The organism is uncultured Streptococcus sp., assembly GCF_902463925.1.
Lineage (GTDB): Bacteria > Bacillota > Bacilli > Lactobacillales > Streptococcaceae > Streptococcus.
The window spans coordinates 35,560-53,837 of sequence record NZ_CABQHE010000006.1; the positions used below are offsets into that span (position 1 = coordinate 35,560).

Annotated in this window: 13 protein-coding genes, 1 tRNA gene and 1 pseudogene; 1 reads left to right on the plus strand and 14 read right to left on the minus strand. The window is 40.5% G+C overall.

Annotated elements, in window-relative coordinates; all coding sequences use genetic code 11:
• Positions 1–49: 49 nt before the first annotated feature.
• From RDY04_RS05565 to treP, 6 genes and pseudogenes are all read right to left on the minus strand, one after another.
• Positions 50–1,339: an MATE family efflux transporter gene (locus RDY04_RS05565; protein ID WP_303952346.1), complete on the minus strand. Its 1,290-nt coding sequence runs from the start codon at positions 1,337–1,339 to the stop codon at positions 50–52.
• A 59-nt stretch (positions 1,340–1,398) separates the two neighbouring features.
• Positions 1,399–2,883, minus strand: a complete 1,485-nt coding sequence (gene thrC, locus RDY04_RS05570; RefSeq protein WP_303952348.1) for a threonine synthase — start codon at positions 2,881–2,883, stop codon at positions 1,399–1,401.
• Between the two features lie 440 nt (positions 2,884–3,323).
• Positions 3,324–5,936: pseudogene (gene adhE, locus RDY04_RS05575) on the minus strand (bifunctional acetaldehyde-CoA/alcohol dehydrogenase); the annotation flags it as partial.
• A gap of 115 nt (positions 5,937–6,051) precedes the next feature.
• The gene (locus RDY04_RS05580; protein ID WP_303952350.1) at positions 6,052–7,947 is read right to left on the minus strand and encodes a M13 family metallopeptidase; all 1,896 of its coding nucleotides are present in this window, start codon (positions 7,945–7,947) and stop codon (positions 6,052–6,054) included.
• A gap of 81 nt (positions 7,948–8,028) precedes the next feature.
• Positions 8,029–9,654, minus strand: coding sequence for an alpha,alpha-phosphotrehalase (treC, locus tag RDY04_RS05585; RefSeq protein WP_303952352.1), 1,626 nt, complete (start codon positions 9,652–9,654; stop codon positions 8,029–8,031).
• 63 nt (positions 9,655–9,717) lie between these two features.
• Positions 9,718–11,697 carry a PTS system trehalose-specific EIIBC component gene (treP, locus tag RDY04_RS05590; RefSeq protein ID WP_303952354.1) on the minus strand — a complete coding sequence of 660 codons (1,980 nt, stop codon included), beginning with the start codon at positions 11,695–11,697 and terminating at the stop codon, positions 9,718–9,720.
• 156 nt (positions 11,698–11,853) lie between these two features.
• On the opposite strand from treP, the gene treR reads away from it, so the two are divergent.
• Positions 11,854–12,564, plus strand: a complete 711-nt coding sequence (treR, locus tag RDY04_RS05595) for a trehalose operon repressor (RefSeq protein WP_303952357.1) — start codon at positions 11,854–11,856, stop codon at positions 12,562–12,564.
• Positions 12,565–12,617: 53 nt separating this feature from the next.
• Here treR and RDY04_RS05600 read toward each other — a convergent pair whose 3' ends face one another.
• The 8 genes from RDY04_RS05600 to RDY04_RS05635 form a co-directional block, all read right to left on the minus strand.
• Complete coding sequence (locus tag RDY04_RS05600) at positions 12,618–13,178, minus strand: TIGR01440 family protein (protein ID WP_295493121.1); 561 nt, start codon at positions 13,176–13,178, stop codon at positions 12,618–12,620.
• Between the two features lie 15 nt (positions 13,179–13,193).
• A complete protein-coding gene (locus RDY04_RS05605; RefSeq protein ID WP_303952359.1) occupies positions 13,194–13,532 on the minus strand; it encodes a hypothetical protein in 339 nt (112 codons plus the stop codon).
• Positions 13,533–13,564: 32 nt separating this feature from the next.
• Complete coding sequence (locus RDY04_RS05610; RefSeq protein WP_303952361.1) at positions 13,565–13,921, minus strand: hypothetical protein; 357 nt, start codon at positions 13,919–13,921, stop codon at positions 13,565–13,567.
• A gap of 165 nt (positions 13,922–14,086) precedes the next feature.
• Positions 14,087–14,968 (minus strand): class II fructose-bisphosphate aldolase, encoded by an 882-nt coding sequence (locus tag RDY04_RS05615; RefSeq protein WP_003092040.1) that lies wholly within the window; start codon positions 14,966–14,968, stop codon positions 14,087–14,089.
• 145 nt (positions 14,969–15,113) lie between these two features.
• Positions 15,114–15,199: transfer RNA gene (locus RDY04_RS05620), tRNA-Leu, on the minus strand.
• 183 nt (positions 15,200–15,382) lie between these two features.
• Complete coding sequence (locus RDY04_RS05625; RefSeq protein WP_303952363.1) at positions 15,383–16,678, minus strand: gamma-glutamylcysteine synthetase; 1,296 nt, start codon at positions 16,676–16,678, stop codon at positions 15,383–15,385.
• A 249-nt stretch (positions 16,679–16,927) separates the two neighbouring features.
• A complete protein-coding gene (gene rplQ, locus RDY04_RS05630; protein ID WP_002885709.1) occupies positions 16,928–17,314 on the minus strand; it encodes a 50S ribosomal protein L17 in 387 nt (128 codons plus the stop codon).
• 17 nt (positions 17,315–17,331) lie between these two features.
• Complete coding sequence (locus RDY04_RS05635; protein WP_003091894.1) at positions 17,332–18,270, minus strand: DNA-directed RNA polymerase subunit alpha; 939 nt, start codon at positions 18,268–18,270, stop codon at positions 17,332–17,334.
• Between the last annotated feature and the right edge of the window lie 8 nt (positions 18,271–18,278).

Genomic DNA, 18,278 nt, shown 5'->3' on the forward strand with positions numbered 1-18,278 from the left:
AAATAAGAGGAAGATACCTTTTGAATAAGAACATCTCCCCATCATGTTATTATCTAAACTGTCTCTTTGCGAGATAACGACGATACATCACGTAGAGAAAAACCGCACGCCATATATTATCAACAACCGTTGCAATCCAGACACCTGCAAGACCCATTCCCAGACTCACCCCAAGGAAGTATCCTGAGAAAATTCGGATAATCCACATTCCAATAGTTGTCGCATAGAAAGGCATCTTAGCCTTACCCAGACCTTGCCAAACTGCTGTGTAGACTAGAGTCCCCGAAGTCACAGGATTCCCAAGGAAAGAATAAAGAATAACGACCTGACTAGCCGCAATAGCTGCTTTATTATCTGTAAAGAGACCTGATAATCCTTGGCCAAAAAGTAAGATGCTTCCGGAAACCAAAACCATCAAGAAAGTTGAAATCCAGTAAGACTCTCGTATAATACGCTTCATCTGCGCCTTATCCCCTCGACCCAGACTATTAGCAACCAAGATAACTGTAGCCGTTGCGACTCCCATACCAGGCATGTAGTTAAACTGAGTGAGGTTTTCACCAATGGCATTACCACCGACAACAGCTGTACCAAAGGTAACGATGATGGCCACGATAACTACATCTCCAGCACGCATCATCAGTCGTTCACCAGCTGCTGGTAGAGCAATGCCCAACAACTCTCTATTAAAAGGTTTGGTAATTTCAAGCTGCTTCACATCCAGTTTCACCGCTTGCCAGAGTATCACTGTCCCAACCAGACGAGAGAAAACCGTAGCCGTTGCGACCCCAATAATCCCCCAATGGCCCACAAAGATGGCTAAAGAAGATAAAATAGCATTTAGAACATTGGTCAAAAGACTGACGACCATGGAAATACGAGGCCGTCCCTTGGCCCGTAGGATGTTACCAAAAGTAGTCATCAAGGCTAAGAAGACCACTCCTCCACCGACAAGAGCAAGGTAGAGACTACCAGCCTGAGTCACAGATTGCTCAGTACCTAAAAGATTAAGAATGGCCCCACCACCAAAAATGGAGAGTAGACCCAAGACGATACTAAGAGCAAGGGTAATAATAATAGCATCCCAGGTATCTCTGTTAGTCGCTTTAACATCTCCTTTTCCTAGGCTTCTAGCAATGACACTGGCACTCGAAGCCCCCAGCGCAATAAAGATAGCCTGATAAATCGTAATGATATTATTGGCTACGGAAACCCCCGATATAGCGACAATACCCACCTGAGCCACTAGGTAAGAATCGACAACCCCCATCAACATTTGTAAGAGGTTTTCAGCCATAGCAGGCAAGGCTATGTTTAGAATTTTCTTTGTTTCTGTCATAACATTTTCTTTTATATTGATAAAAATAGGGCTGATTTCTCAGCTCCTATTTTTTATTCTTATACACCAAGATAGCTTTCAACTGCTTTTTGCATATCAGCTGCTGCAACAACTGTTTTATGGCGAACTTCTGCATGTTCAAGTCCGTTTACAGCCGCTGGGACAGCTACACCTGAAAGTTGGTGCAAATCTTCTACTGCTTTGAAATCATCCCCACTGTCTTTACCAGTGACAGCTGAAACAGCCACACGTGGGAATTTGTAAGGGCTAGCTGTTGAAGCGATAACTGTTGGTGTGTGGTCATCTGTCTTTTGAACGTATGCTTCGTAAACGGCTGAGGCAACTGCTGTATGAGGATCTTCGATATACTTGTCTTCATCATAGACACGCTTGATTTCAGCAGCTGTTTCATCCTCAGTTGCAAAACCTGCTGCAAACAAATCAAGAATTTCTTTATCTGCATCAGCCAAAGTATACTCACCCTTAGTCACAAGTGCATCCATAAGCTCTTTAGTCTTAGTAGCATCATTACCAAGAAGGTGGAAAATCAAGCGTTCTAGGTTAGAAGATACCAAAATGTCCATAGAAGGACTTGTTGTTACCTTGAAATCGCGTTTCTTGTCATAAGTACCCGTTGCAAAGAAGTCTGTAAGGACATTATTTTCGTTAGAAGCACAGATTAATTTACCAACTGGGACACCAATTTGACGTGCATAGTAAGCCGCCAAGATGTTACCAAAGTTTCCTGTTGGTACTGTGAAGTTAACCTTATCTCCGTTTTGGATATGACCTGCCTTAACCAACTGCGCATAGGCATAGACATAGTAAACCACTTGTGGTACCAAACGACCAATGTTCATTGAGTTAGCTGATGAGAATTGCGTATGATGAGCCAACAATCTCTCACGCAAATCAACATCATTAAACATACGTTTCACATCTGTTTGGGCATCGTCAAAGTTACCATCAATGGCAATAACATGAGTGTTAGCACCCGTTTGAGTTGTCATTTGCAATTCTTGGATTTTTGAAACACCATCTTTTGGATAAAAGACAATGATTTCAGTTCCAGGGACATCTGCAAAACCAGCCATGGCAGCTTTACCAGTATCACCTGATGTCGCTGTCAAAATAACAATCTTGTTATCAACACCTTGTTTTTTAGCTGATGTTGTTAGCAAGTAAGGCAAGATTGAAAGGGCCATGTCTTTGAAAGCGATAGTAGAACCATGGAAAAGTTCAAGGTTGTAGTGGTTCTTAAGTTTAACTACTGGTGCAATGGCAGCTGTATCAAACTTGTCATCATAAGCATTTGTGATACAGTAATCCAATTCTTCTTCAGTAAAATCATCCAAGAAAGCAGACAAGACTAATTTAGCAACTTCTTGGTAAGAAGCATCTTTCAATCGATCAAATTCCAAAGTAACTTCAGGTGTTGTCAATGGGGTGAACAAGCCACCGTCTGTTGCCAGTCCTTGAAGAATAGCCTGACTAGCTGTTACTTTATTATTTTCGTCACGTGTTGATTGGTATACAAGTGTCATGGTAAATCCTCTTTTTTAGATAGTCTGTGACTCTATTGTAGCATAATTGTCAGAAAATTTCTACACATATTGCAACTTGTGAGAAAAGCATTCGGATTTCACTTGTTTAATTTTATTTAAATACCAGAAAAAATCCGGAATTTCTATCCCAGATTTTCTTTTAAAATTTATCTTTGGTGTCATTCTTAGTTGAAAAAGTGATATCTTTGGATTTACCCTCACCACAATATTCTTTGAGGTTACTGGGTACCTTGATTCTTTTAATTCTTGACCAGGATTGAAGTAAGCAGTTACTATCCTATCGGCTTATTATAACAATTCTTAAAGCGTTTTTCTATCTTATTCAGGAAAGTCCTTTATTTTTAATTTGGATAAACACTCTAATATAGAGGATTTCTAGCAAAAAAGGTAGCCCTTATAGAGCTACCTTTGTCTATCGCTTACCCTTTGTAATCAAAGGCAATTTCGATAATTTCTTTCAATTCTGAAATAAGTGGTTCTTTCGGATTAGCTGTTGTACATTGGTCTTCATAAGCATGTTCGGCCAAAGTATAGGCAGTGTCTTGAAGAAGTTTCTTAGTAACCCCTTGTCCCTTCCAGTTCATGTCAATACCAACGGCAACACCCAATTCGTAAACTTTTTGTGCCAAAACTTCAACCAATTCAGCATCCGATTGTTTGTCAGTACCCCATCCCATGAAGCGAGCGATATCTGCGTAATCTTTGTCTGCACGGAAGTAGTCATATTTAGGGAACATAGCGTGTTTTTGAGGATCACTACCATTGTAACGGATAACGTGAGGCATCAAAATCGCGTTAGTACGTCCGTGTGGAATGTCAAACATAGGACCAACCTTGTGAGCGAGTGAGTGGTTGATCCCAAGGAAGGCATTGGCAAAGGCCATACCAGCCATTGTAGATGCATTATGCATCTTTTCACGTGATTCTTCATCACCAAAGCGATAAGAATGTTCAAGATTTTCAAAAACAAGTTTAATCGCTTGAAGTGAAAGTCCACGTGTATAGTCGCTAGCCATTACTGATACGTAAGACTCAATAGCGTGCGTCAAAACGTCCATACCTGTATCCGCTGTAACACTAGCAGGCACACTCATTACTAAAGCAGGGTCAACGATAGCAATGTCCGGAGTCAAAGCGTAATCTGCCAATGGGTACTTGATGTGAGTTTCACTATCAGTGATAACCGCAAATGACGTTACCTCTGAACCTGTACCTGAAGTTGTTGGGATACAGATAAATGTTGTCTTCTGAGCGTAAGGAATCTTGTAAGTACGTTTACGGATATCCAAGAATTTTTGTTTAGCTCCGAAGAAGCTTACATCTGGGTGTTCAAAGAACATCCACATAGCCTTAGCAGCATCCATTGCAGAACCACCACCAAGAGCGATAATCACATCTGGTTGGAAGTCTACAAAACGTTCCAACCCTTTATAAACTGTATTCGTAGATGGATTTGGCTCAACATTTGAGAAAACATCTACTGCTGGTTTATGGCGGTTAAGTTCCAATTGGCGTTTAACCAAGTCAGCGTAACCAAACTGAACCATACCAGGGTCACAAACCAACATCACGCGCTCAGCTTCAATGTGGCGCAAGTAAGTTATTGAATCTTTTTCGAAGAAGATTTTTGGTGGGACACGAAACCATTGCATGTTATTGCGACGCTTTGACAATGTTTTGACATTCAAGAGGTCAAATGAGCTAACATTGTGTGAAACTGAGTTATGACCGTGTGAACCACAACCAAGAGTCAATGATGGAATCATGTTGTTGTAGATATTACCAATACCACCTTCAGCCGATGGGCTATTCACCAAGACACGGCAAGCTTTCATACGGATACCGTATTGAAGTTGGAGCTCTTCATTTTCAGTGTGGATAACAGCTGTATGTCCAAGACCTCCCAAATTGAGCATGCCTTCTGCTTTTTTGAATCCATCTTCAACGCCATCAGATTTGATAAGGGCAAGTACTGGAGACAATTTTTCCAAGGCAAGTGGGTGTTCCATTGTTGCATCTGGAATTTCTGCCAAAAGCATTTTCGTCCCTGAAGGTACTTTAAGACCAGCTTTTTCAGCAATTTCAATAGCTGAGTGACCTACAATAGCGCCGTTTACAGCTGTACGCGCTTCATTAAGAACGACTTTTTCTAATTTAGCAATATCAGCTTTTTTAGAAATGATGACACATTGATGTGCCTCAAATTCAGCCTTAACTTCATCATAAATAGATGCATCAACGATAGCTGCTTGTTCAGAAGCGCAAATCATACCATTGTCAAAAGTTTTTGAAACGATGATATCGTTGACAGCACGTTTAATCTTAGCATCAGCAGCAATATAAGATGGTACATTCCCAGCTCCTACACCAAGAGCAGGTTTACCAGTTGAATAAGCTGCCTTAACCATACCAGGCCCACCAGTCGCAAGTACTGTTGCAATCTTAGGATGGTTCATCAAAAGACCAGTTGCTTCGATAGATGGCTCTTCAATCCACTGAATACAGTTCTTAGGTGCACCCGCTTCAATAGCTGCATCACGGACGATACGAGCTGCCTCTGCAGATGATTTCTGAGCTGATGGGTGGAAGGCAAAGACGATAGAGTTACGAGTCTTAAGAGCGATAAGGGCTTTGAAAATCGTTGTTGAAGTTGGGTTAGTTGTTGGTGTCACCCCACAGATAACGCCGACTGGCTCAGCGATAGAAACCAAGCCTTGTTCTTTATCTTCAGCAATAACGCCTACAGTTTTGTCATATTTAATACTATTCCAAATGTACTCAGAAGCATACATGTTTTTGATGGCCTTATCTTCATAAATACCACGGCCTGTTTCATCAACAGCCAATTTTGCCAAATACATATGTTTATCTAGGGCAGCAATCGCAGCTTGGTGAACAATGTGGTCCACTTGCTCCTGCGTAAAGTTAGACATGGCATCGAGAGCTTCAACCCCTTTTGTTGCCAATTCATCTATTACTGTTTGAATATCTTTAGTTTGTTTAGTCATATGAAACTCCTTTGAATACTTGTTAAAAACTTCACAAGATTTAACACAAGTCTATTATAGCGCTTTCTATACATTATGTAAACCCTTACATTAATAAAAATAAAGAAATCTGCCCATTTTGGACAGATTTCATCTCTTTTTACCAAATAATGACACGATCTTCTGAGGCGCGCCACATACCGTCGCCCTCTTTGACGTCAAATTCTTTGTGAAATTCGTCGAAGTTGGTCACGATAACATTGGTACGCCATTTAGCTGGGGCATGAACATCCACGCTGGCCAACATTTGCATGTATTCTTCACGCGCCTTCATACGCCAAATCGTCGCAAAGTTAACAAAGAATTCACGAACCGAAAAATCTTCATCACGTTTAGCCGCTTCTAAGGCACAGGCCACACCACCAAGGTCTGCCACGTTCTCAGAAACAGTCAGTTTGCCGTTGACCTTAGCACCGTAAGAGTCCAAACCGTCAAACTGGTCCACAATCTTGTCAGTACGTTCCTTAAAGGCTGCATAGTCTTCTTCAGTCCACCAGTTCTTAAGACTACCATTCTCATCAAAGGAAGCACCATTAGTGTCAAAGGCATGAGAGATTTCATGGGCGATAACAGCACCGATTCCACCATAGTTAGCAGATGACGATTGGTGAAGGTCATAGAAAGGTGCTTGCAGGATAGCTGCTGGGAAAACAATTTGGTTCTGCTGTGGATCATAGTAAGCATTAACCATGTGGGCAGGCATATGCCACTCACTTCGATCAACAGGTTGATTCCACTTGCTCCAACTATGTGCAACTGAAATTTCGACTAACTTCTGTGCATTCTCAACAAGTGACAAGTTCTCATCAATAATCTTCTTATCATAGGTCTCTGGCAATTTTTCTGGATAACCGATATGAGGTGTGATGACATTCAGTTTCGTAATAGCCTTTTCACGTGTCTCAGGTGCCAACCAATCCGCTTTTTGAAGGCGTAATTTATAAACATCAATCATGGTTGCCACTTTGGCTTCGACGTCTGCTTTTGCTTCTGGTGAGAATTTTTCACCTGCATACCAAAGTCCTAGAGCCTGATTGTAAGGCCCTTGTGCCAAATAGAAGGCAGCCTTTTTCTTTTCCATAGCTTGTGGTGTTCCTGAAAGCGCACGACCATATTTTCCAGCCAAGATACGAAGCTCGTCTGTCAAATAGGCATTCCAAGATGTAGCAGCATCGATAAGTAAGTCCGCCTTAAGCAACTCCCAATTTGCTTCTGAGTAATATTCCGCTGCAAATTCTGTCCAGAAGCGTTCTTCAGGAACGATAACTTTATCAGGAACTTGACCCAAGATTTCCGTGAAAATATTATCAAGTGGGAGTTCTGGCGCCAGCTTAGTAAAGTCTGCCCAATCATATGGGTGGTAGAGTTCTACATACTCGGAAGATTCTTCACTCGAAAGGACATACTTGGCTAATTTAGCATCAAGAGCGATAACCTTGTCCAAGATATCTTTGATTTCTTCAGCTGTGAAGCCATATTTCTCAAGGAGTTCTTCCTGCATCTCACGCCAAATTCCCAAAAGCTCCTTTCCCTTTTCATTATCCTCAGTGTAATAGGTTGTATCAGGTAAAATAATACGTGGCGCTTCAGCCCAAAGAACATTTAATTGGGCATTCATAAAGTCTGGAGACACACCAAACGGGAACGCATTAGGCTTAACAGCCATCTCGTACTCAGCAATTTTCGAAGCAAACTCTGAAAATGACGAGAGTTGCTTGTATTCTTCAATCAAAGGCTTAACAGGCTCGATACCAACTGCCTCACGTTTGTCAAAGTCCGCAGCCATACGGTGAAACTTAATGAAGTTTTGTAGAACAGCATTGTCAGGAACATTCTCTCCTGCCAACCACTGATCAGTTGTTTCAAGCATGAGGTCTTCTATTTCATCTGCTAAATCTGAGAAACCACCTGTACGAGGCTTATCGTCGGGAATCACTGCTGTCTTTTCCCACTCACCATTAATCGCATGGTAAAAATCATCTTGTAAGCGTGTCATTACACTTCCTCCATCAACATTAAAAGTGCTTTCATTATAACAAAATTCCCCAGCAAAAGCATTTGCCGAGGAAAAATTGGCTTATTTAACTAGGATTGCCAAGGTTTGATATGGTTTAAGAACTACCTTTTCAGCAAGCTCCGAATCGTCATAGTTTGACAAGAGCACGCGCCCTGACTGGTATTCTGCTGGAATCACCACTTCAGCTTCACTTCCATAGAAATTATTGAGCACCAAGAGTTTTTGACCGTCTAAGTGGCGTTCAAAGGCGTAGACCTTCTTGCTATCTTCAAGTGCTGGCTGGTAGCTTCCTTCTGAAATGATAGGCATTTCTTTACGCAAGCGAATTAATTCTTTATAGAATTTAAAGATTGGTCCATTAATCTCATTTTCAACGTTAATGTCTTTGTAAGATTTACCAGCTTTCAACCATGGAGTACCTGTTGAAAAGCCTGCATTTTCAGAAGCATCCCATTGCATTGGCGTACGAGAATTATCTCGTGACTTAGCTTGGATAATCTTGAAGGCTTGCTCAGGAGATTTACCTTGGTCCAAGAGCATTTGGTAAGCATTGATGGATTCCACATCCACGTAATCTTCCATCGAATCATAGTCTGGATCAATCATTCCAATCTCTTCACCCATGTAGATATAAGGTGTTCCACGTGACAAGTGAATGCTAGCGGCTAGCATGGTCGCTCCTTCATTACGGAAGTTCTTGATATCCACAAAACGATTCAAGGCACGAGGTTGGTCGTGGTTATTCCAGAAGAGGGCACTCCATCCACCACGATCGCTCATTTCCTTGCCCCAGGTGTGGTAGAGACGCTTGAGTTCTTCAAAATCAAAGGGAGCAATAGCCCATTTTTGTCCATCTTCATAGTCCACTTTTAAATGGTGGAAGTTAAAGGCCATAGACAGCTCGTGACGCTCCGGTGCTGAGTAGAGAACACAGTTGTCAATGGTTGTCGATGACATCTCTCCAACTGTCATAAAGCTATCGTCAGCTCCAAAAGTCGCTTCATTCATCATGTGTAGATAGTCATGGACAATGGGTTTATCCGTATAGGCAGGTTTCCCTTCATTTTCCGGACAATCTACTAAAACCTCGTCCTTACCAATCAAGTTAATCACATCAAAACGAAAACCCTTGACACCTTTGTCTAGCCAGAAGTTGACTACCTTAAACAACTCCTTACGAACATTGGGATTCCGCCAATTAAGGTCTGCCTGTGTTTCATCAAAAAGGTGAAGATAGTATTTTCCTGTATCTCCAAAAGGAGCCCAGGCAGAACCACCAAATTTAGACAACCAATCAGTTGGTTGGTTCTGAATGAAGAAGAAATCTTGGTAATACTTGTCACCAGCCAATGCTTTTTGGAACCACTCATGCTCCGTTGAGCAATGATTGAGCACCATGTCTAACATGAAATCAATCTTGTGCTCTTTCCCGACACGGATCATTTCTTCAAAGTCAGCCATATCCCCAAAAACAGGGTTGACGGCTGTATAGTCTGAAATATCGTAGCCATTGTCACGTTGTGGGCTTGGATAGAAAGGATTGAGCCAAACCATATCCACGCCCAACTCTGCTAGGTAGGGAATCTTTTCAATGATTCCTCTGAAATCACCGATTCCATTTCCTGTAGTGTTCTTATATGATTTTGGATAAATTTGGTATACAACCTTTGTTTTATCTAATGCCATGTAATTTTTCCTCTTTTGTTCTTTATATGAAGAGGTGGAACCGTGACGTCTCCACCCCTTAGCTTATTTTGTTTGATGAGCAATCATGAGAACATCGCCGCGTTTGATATCACGTGGAAGATTCCCTTCAACATCTGCTTGGAAATCATCTTGATTTGTAATGATAACTGGAGTCTCAGTGACCAAACCAGCTTCTTTGATAATATCCATATCAAAGCTAATCAATTGTTGACCAACAACAACTTTATCACCTTGTTTAATATGTGATTCAAAGCCTTTTCCGTCAAGGCTAACCGTATCCATACCAATGTGCATCAACATTTCAACACCTTCTTCAGAAACGATACCTACTGCGTGCTTAGTTGGGAAGAGTACTGTCACTGTACCATTCACTGGTGAAACCAATTCGCCTTGACTTGGTTCGATGACAACACCTTGTCCCATTACACCTGATGAAAAGACTGGGTCTGTGGCTTGGCTAAGTGGTTTAACTTGGCCAGCAAGTGGGCTAACAACCTCTGCTGATTCAGCAAGAGCCGTTGGAGTAGCAGTATGTGATGCAAATTCAGCCTCTTCTTGAGCTGCGAATTCTTCCTTAAGTTCTGTATCATCTTCTGTCTTAGTAAAGAGACCCGCTTTGCGGAAGAAGAAAGTCAAGACCATAGGTACAATAATAGCAACAAGCATAATTCCTGCAAATGGAATCATATACTTAGGTTGAATTGATAGAATACCAGGTAACCCACCAATACCAATAGAGGCCGCTGTAACGTTAAAGGTTACTGATAGAAGACCTGCAATAGATGAACCAATCATACCCGCAACAAATGGGTAAATATATTTGACGTTAACCCCGAAGAGGGCTGGTTCTGTAACACCAAGATAAGCTGAAATAGTAGCCGGAAGTGAAATTTGAGCCTCACGTTCATCATGACGATGCATAATATAGTAAGCAAAGACTGCTGAACCTTGAGCAATGTTTGATAGAGCAATCATAGGCCAAAGAGCTGTTCCACCAGCATCCGCAATCAACTGAGTATCAATTGCATTGGTCATGTGGTGAAGTCCAGTGATAACGAACGGCGCATAAAGGGCACCAAAAACAGCACCGAAAAGCCATTTTACAGGACCTGTCAAACCAGCAAGAACCACTGTTGAAAGAGCTTGGCCAATAGTCCAACCAATAGGACCTAAAACAGTATGAGCCAAAATAAGGGCTGGAATCAATGACAAGAACGGTACAAAAATCATTGATACTACTTCTGGTACATGTTTACGCCAGAAAATTTCAAGATAAGAAAGTGACAAACCAGCAAGAAGGGCAGGAATAACTTGCGCTTGATAACCTATACGATTAACAGTAAAGAATCCAAAATCCCAAACCCAATCCTTAGCAATTTCAGACGCTGGTGTCGATGCTACTGAATAAGCATTAAGCAATTGTGGTGACACCAGACAGATACCCAAAACAATTCCAAGAATTTGGCTAGTTCCCATTTTACGAGAAACAGACCAAGTAATACCTACAGGCAAGAATTGGAAAATAGCTTCACCAGGTAACCACAAGAAGTGATTCACTCCTGACCAGAACTGAGAAACATCGGTAATTGTCTTACCGTCAAGCATTGACCAATGTACACCCTCAAGAACATTACGGAAACCAAGAATCAATCCCCCAACGATAAGAGCTGGAATAATAGGTGTAAAGATTTCCGCTAGAGTTGTCATAACACGCTGAACTGGATTCTGATTACTCTTAGCAGCTGATTTAGCAGCTTCTTTTGAAACACCTTCAATCCCTGATACAGCAGTAAAATCATTGTAAAAAATTGGCACATCATTACCAATGATAACTTGGAATTGACCTGCATTGGTGAAAGTCCCCTTAACAGCAGGAATGGCTTCGATTGTTTTCACATCTGCCTTCTTGTCATCACCAAGAACAAAACGCATACGCGTCGCACAGTGAGTAACAGCAGTCACATTTTCTTTACCCCCGATTGCAGCAAGCAGATCTTTGGATTCTTGTTCAAATTTACCCATTTGAATCTCCTTTTCTTTTTTGACAATATCTGATTGACTTGATAAACTGATTGTAAGCGATTGCAAATTTGTCTGCAAGTGTTCCGGGATTTTTTTAACATATTTTTATAAAAAAATATCGGTTGTATGTTTTTTTACCTACAAATGAGGAGAAAGATGAAAAAATATCAGATTATTTATAAGGATTTAGAAAAAGCTATCCATGAGCAAAAGTATCAAGTGGGAGACTTTCTCCCCACCGAGCAAGAACTGGTTCAATCTTACCAGGTTAGTAGAGATACTATACGAAAGGCATTAACTTTACTCGTTGAAGAAGGCTTGGTCAAAAAGATTCATGGCTCTGGCTCTCAGGTTATTAACCAGGAACAAATCAACTTTCCTGTGTCTGACCTTACTAGTTACCAGGAGCTAATCGAACAACAAGGCCTTAATTCGCAAACCAACGTTATTTCTCTGGATAAAATCATTGTTGATTCAAAACTCTCAGAAAGAACTGGTTTTTCTAATAGCCGACAGGTTTGGCGTGTTGTTCGTCAAAGAGTCGTTGATAGCTGTGCCTCTGTCATAGATATTGATTACCTAGATGCCAGCCTTGTTCCGCAACTAAACCGTAGTATTGCTGAATACTCTATTTACGACTACAATGAGAATCTGCTCAACCTTAGCATTTCCCACGCCTTTAAAGAAATCACTATCGATAACGCTACCGATCAAGATAAGATTCTTATCGACCTAGGTAAGGACCAGCACGTTGTCTGTGTCCGTTCAAAAGTTTATTTAAACAATGGAAAACAGTTCCAATTTACGGAAAGTCGCCACAAACTTGAAAAATTCAAATTTGTCGATTATGCCAAGCGTCATCATTGAAAGAAAGGGCTCTGCTAACAGAAAAAGTATCGGACAAGAATGTCCGATACTTTTTAGTTTTTACGGATAGGATCTGCTAGATACTCTGCACGAGCTCCACCAATTAACTTAGGACGACTAGCCAAAGCAGTCACATGAGCACCACCTAATTCTGGAGTAATAGGGCGAAGAGGAACTTGGACCCTCTTCACATGCATACCAATAGAGGTGTCCCCAATATCAATACCAGCCTGAGCGACAATTTCCTCCACCTCAACAGGATCCTTCATGTAGTCGAAAGCAGCCAGCTGACCACTTCCCCCAGCGTGCAAGGTCGGAAGAACATTCACAATTTCCAAATCTTTAGCCATGGCAAGCTCACGCTCAACAACCAAAGCACGATTCAAATGTTCACAGCCCTGAACAGCCAAGAAAATCCCTTTAGGTTCCAAAACCTCAAGAATAGTTTTCACAATTCGTTGACCAATTTCGCGGCTAGAGGCTTTGCCGATAGTCCCACCAGCAACCTCACTAGAAGACAGTCCCAAGACAAAGATAGCTCCTCTCCCAATAGCTGAACGTTCAACAATATCTTCTACCAGAACACGTGTCTTCTCTTCTAAATCTAGCAACATCACAACAGCCCTCCTTTAGACAACAGCTGTATTCAGGATTCGCACAATAAGATAGTACAGAATCACAAAAAAGACAAGGAAAAATGCCCCTAATAATAATAACTGCCTACGGCGTTTCTTACTTAAGTCCCAGGAGAAACCAAATCCCATCAAAAAAGGACCAACACTATAACTTAGCATAAACCATAAATCTACGCGTGCTATATGCCAAAAAGAAGAAATAAAGGCCACCAAACCTACTAAGGATAGACTCCAGGAAAAGTCCCAACGATCTGATTTAGCAAAAGCCAAACCTATTAAGAAGCAACCCAAAGCAGGCATGATAATAAATGATAGGGTCATAAAATAAAACATGCCATTATTATAGCATGTTTTACAGTTTCATGTTAGTGGCGGTTAATAACACCATAAGCAATAGTAAATGCAATAGCAGCAATACCTACAACGATTGCCATGATGGCCCAAAAAATAGTCATTGCACGGCGTCCCTTGCGATTGTTGAAAGGAAGGCCCCAACCAATCATGATAACACCTAGCAATCCAAGCCAGATTTTATAAGTGATAACAATCGCTGAATCAAAATAGGCAAAAGCAACCAAAACTAAACCTAGCAAAGAAATCAAATAAGACCACTTACCCTTCAAAAATGAAGGCAAGGCCCAACCAAATAACACTAAACCTAGTAGAGCAAGAGCTCCACCACCAAAAAATACAGGTACAATATAATTATCAAACATATTCATATTATAGCATATCTTAAAAAGTTAGGAAATAGAATCTATCAACCAAAGCCATATCCACTCTTTAAAATTTATTCACTCTCAATCACAGATTAATTGGCAGATACCAACTAGTTATTTTAGTACAAAAAAACAAGATCCAGAAAAGACCTTGTTTTAATAAGCTAATTATGCTTTGTTTGCTGAACCGAATACGTCGATACGTTCTTCAACAGCTTCTGTAATAGCTTCGAAACCTGGTTTCAAGAATTTACGTGGGTCGAAGAGTTTCTTCTTGTCGTATTCTGCTTCATTTGCTTCGTATTCAGCAACAAATTTACGTGTTGCTTTAGCAAATGCGATTTGACATTCAGTGTTAACGTTAACTTTAGCAACACCAAGTTTGATAGCTGCTTGGATTTGATCGTCAGGAATACCTGATCCACCGTGCAATACGATTGGGAAGTTAGGAACAGCTTCTGTCAATTTTTGCAAGTGGTCAAGGTGAAGTCCGTTCCAGTTTTCTGGGTAAGGACCGTGGATGTTACCGATACCTGCTGCAAGGAAGTCGATACCAGTTGCAACCATAGCTTTAGCATCTTCGATTGGTGCCAATTCACCATCACCGATGATACCATCTTCTTCACCACCGATTGTACCAACTTCAGCTTCAACTGATACACCGTTAGCGTGTGCAAATTCAACAACTTTAGCTGCTTTTTCAAGGTTTTCTTCAACTGGAAGGTGTGAACCGTCAAACATAACTGAAGTATAACCTACACGGATACATTCCAAAGCATCATTGTAGTGACCGTGGTCAAGGTGAATAGCAACTGGTACAGTGATACCCATTGATTCAACCAATTCTTCGATAAGAAGTTTACACAATTTGTAACCACCCATGTACTTAGCTGCACCCATAGAAGTTTGGATAAGCACTGGAGCTTGTTTAGCTTCTGCTGCACGCAAGATAGCTTGAGTCCACTCAAGGTTGTTTGTGTTAAATCCACCAACTGCGTAACCATTGTCACGAGCTGCTTGGACAAATTTTTCTGCTGAAACGATTGCCATTATAAAGGCCTCCTATATTTTTTTGGGCTTGAACCCGTTTACTTGTTTATTCTATCACAATTAGATTCAAAAAACTAGTTTTTCTACAATTTGTAAGCGTTTTGATTTTTTAATACAAAAAAACCAGTCTCTTGACTGGTTGCTCTGCGGAAAGAGGGACTTGAACCCTCACGACCTAAAGCGGTCACAGGATCCTTAGTCCTGCGCGTCTGCCAATTCCGCCATTTCCGCTAACTACATTAGTCATTATATCAAGTTTGACAATCAGTGTCAATACTTTTTTGAAAGTTTTTTCTTAAAACTATCTTTTGTCTCTTTCGAAACAACTATTATATAATACCATTTATTGTATGCTATTGTCAATAAGCTTTTTGACTTTTTTTGTTTTTCTGAAACATTATATACTATCTGGAATTAGTCTAAACGATTTTTCAAAGCAGCTAATCGTTCTTGAAGAGGAGCTAAGTAAACTTCTTCTCCAAAGCCACGATTTTTAAGCCCATCCTCTGCACAAGTTAGTAGAGCCTCTGTCAAAGGCAAAATCAATTTGAAATCATCCTTTGAGATTTCCTTTTTCGAAAACAAGCAACGAATTCTAAGATAATCATAATCAAAAACTTCAAATAAAGATGTGTCTTTTAAAATACTTTCTAGTGTCTCTAAGTTAACTAAAAGGCCAAGATGAAGGGCTGCTGGTGCAAAAGTTGCTGAGAAAGGCTGAGTACAAACACTGCGAAACTCAATAGTCCCTCGCGTCGTTAAATCTTGGAATTGATAAGAACGGTGAGTCTTAAAATCTTCCTCACTTGGCTCAATAGTGACTACTTCGCCATGAATAGAGCGTGCTTTGACATATGGTGTACTTAGATAGTCTTTAGCACGTATTGGTTCAAAATAGTAGGTTTCGTCACCACGTTTAGCGGTAAAAATGACCGTCTCAGACAAGTAAGAAAAAAAGTCATCTTCGTTTTTAAACACCTCCGGAAATACTCCTGCATTTTCCTCAAACACACCATGCATAGAATTCTCCCAGAAAACATCACGAGAAAGCGCTAAATCCCAATCAGAGCCCCAAAATTCAGAGTTTGCCAATAATACCGCCTTGGGACCCTCTATTTGATTAAAAGCATTTAGGACCCTCAAATAGGTTGTTTTGGAGACATCTAACTGTACCTGACTCCCACAAATAAAAGAGCCATATTCAGGATAATCGTGAAAGAAAGAATCATTCTTTGCTATAGAGAGCTCGAGAAAATCCATAAGCATTTCATAACGAGGAGATTTAACAGGCCTATTATCATTCTTTGCCCAGTTTGGATTCACTCCCCAACCTTGCAACTCATGATTATAATTCTGAAGATAAGGTTGGATTATACCGAGGTAAGCATCCAAGCGTTCCTCAACTTCAGAGATTCTTTCAGCCTTTGCAAAAGCAAACTCAATCGTATTATAGGAAACTTCAAAAAGAATCATATCTCCAGAAGCTTTATCAATAAGCTGAATAGGATTGTTATCAGAATCATACTTATCAGCTTGAAAATCAAAATTATCCAAGAGATAGACTAGTAACTGTTTTGTAAGAGAGACATCTGTAGCATTACCACTCAAATTAACGACAGGGTATTCCAACTCAATCCCCACAAATAATTCGGGTTGCTCCTTAATTGGCTCATAATACCTTTGCTTAAGCAGTTCCTTGGCTGTTGTCAAAATAATGTCCCCCTTTTTAAAATAAGCTTATTCCATTATATCAAAATATTCAGACGATTTATACCCCAAAAAAACGCCTGCTTACGAAAAATAACAGTATTACCTTTCGTAAACAAGCGTTACATGCTTATTTATTCCCATTTTTATGATGAGTGTTCCCGCTAGGCGTATGCCCAGCGGTAGACCAGAGCTAGACTAAGAAAAGCTAAGCTATTCCATCATCATAACACTCAACAAAATTGATAAAAATTAAACAAGTTCGATGATTGCCATTGGGGCAGCATCGCCACGACGTGGTTCTGTTTTAAGGATACGAGTGTATCCACCGTTACGTTCAGCATAACGAGGTGCGATTTCTGAGAAAAGTTTTTGAAGAGCAGTTGTTGATGTATATTTATCAGTTGCTTCATCATAGCTTTCAGATGCAATTTCGTTACGTACAAATGCAGCTGCTTGACGACGTGCGTGCAAATCACCACGTTTACCAAGAGTGATCATTTTTTCAACTGTTTTACGGATTTCTTTAGCACGTGCTTCAGTTGTAACGATTGCTTCGTTAATGATAAGATCTGTTGTCAAATCACGAAGAACCGCTTTACGTTGTGAGCTTGTGCGTCCAAGTTTACGGTAAGCCATGTTATCCTCCTATATTATTATTTATCGTTTTTGAGTCCAAGTCCAAGATCAGCCAACTTAACTTTGACTTCTTCAAGAGATTTACGACCTAGGTTACGGACTTTCATCATTTCAGGCTCAGTTTTTTCTGTCAAATCATGAACGGTATTAATACCGGCACGTTTCAAACAGTTATATGAGCGTACAGACAAATCAAGTTCTTCGATGGTACGGTCAAGCACCTTTTCATCGTTCACTTTTTCAGTTTCTTTCATTACATCAGTAGCTTTAGCAACATCAGTAAGGTCAGTAAACAAGTTCAAGTGTTCAATCAAAACGCGAGCCGAGAGACCGAGGGCATCTTCAGGGATGATTGTTCCGTTTGTCATGATTTCGATTGTCAATTTATCAAAACCATCGTTGCTACCTACACGAGCAGGTTCAACTTGATAATTGACTTTTTTCACTGGTGTGTAGATTGAATCTACAGCCAATGTTCCCACTGGTGCATCATCTTTCTTGTTTTCATCTGCTGGAACATAACCACGGTTTGTGGCTACTGTCATAGTCGCTTTTAAAGAAGCTCCTTCAGAGATAGTGAAAAGATAATGATCAGGGTTAACAATTTCAATATCGCTATCAGTCAAGATATCTCCAGCAGTAACTTCAGCTGGACCTTGGACATCAAGTTCGATTGTTTTTTCGTCTTCGACGTAAGATTTTACAGCAAGTCCTTTAATATTAAGGATAATTTGCATCACGTCTTCACGTACGCCTGGTACGGTATCAAATTCGTGGAGTACTCCATCAATCTTAATTGATGTTACGGCAGCACCTGGAAGTGATGACAAAAGTACACGACGAAGAGAGTTACCCAAAGTTGTACCATAACCACGTTCTAGTGGTTCGATGACAAATTTGCCGTAATCTTTATTTTCATCAATTTTTGTTATTATTGGTTTTTCAAACTCAATCATTTATTATA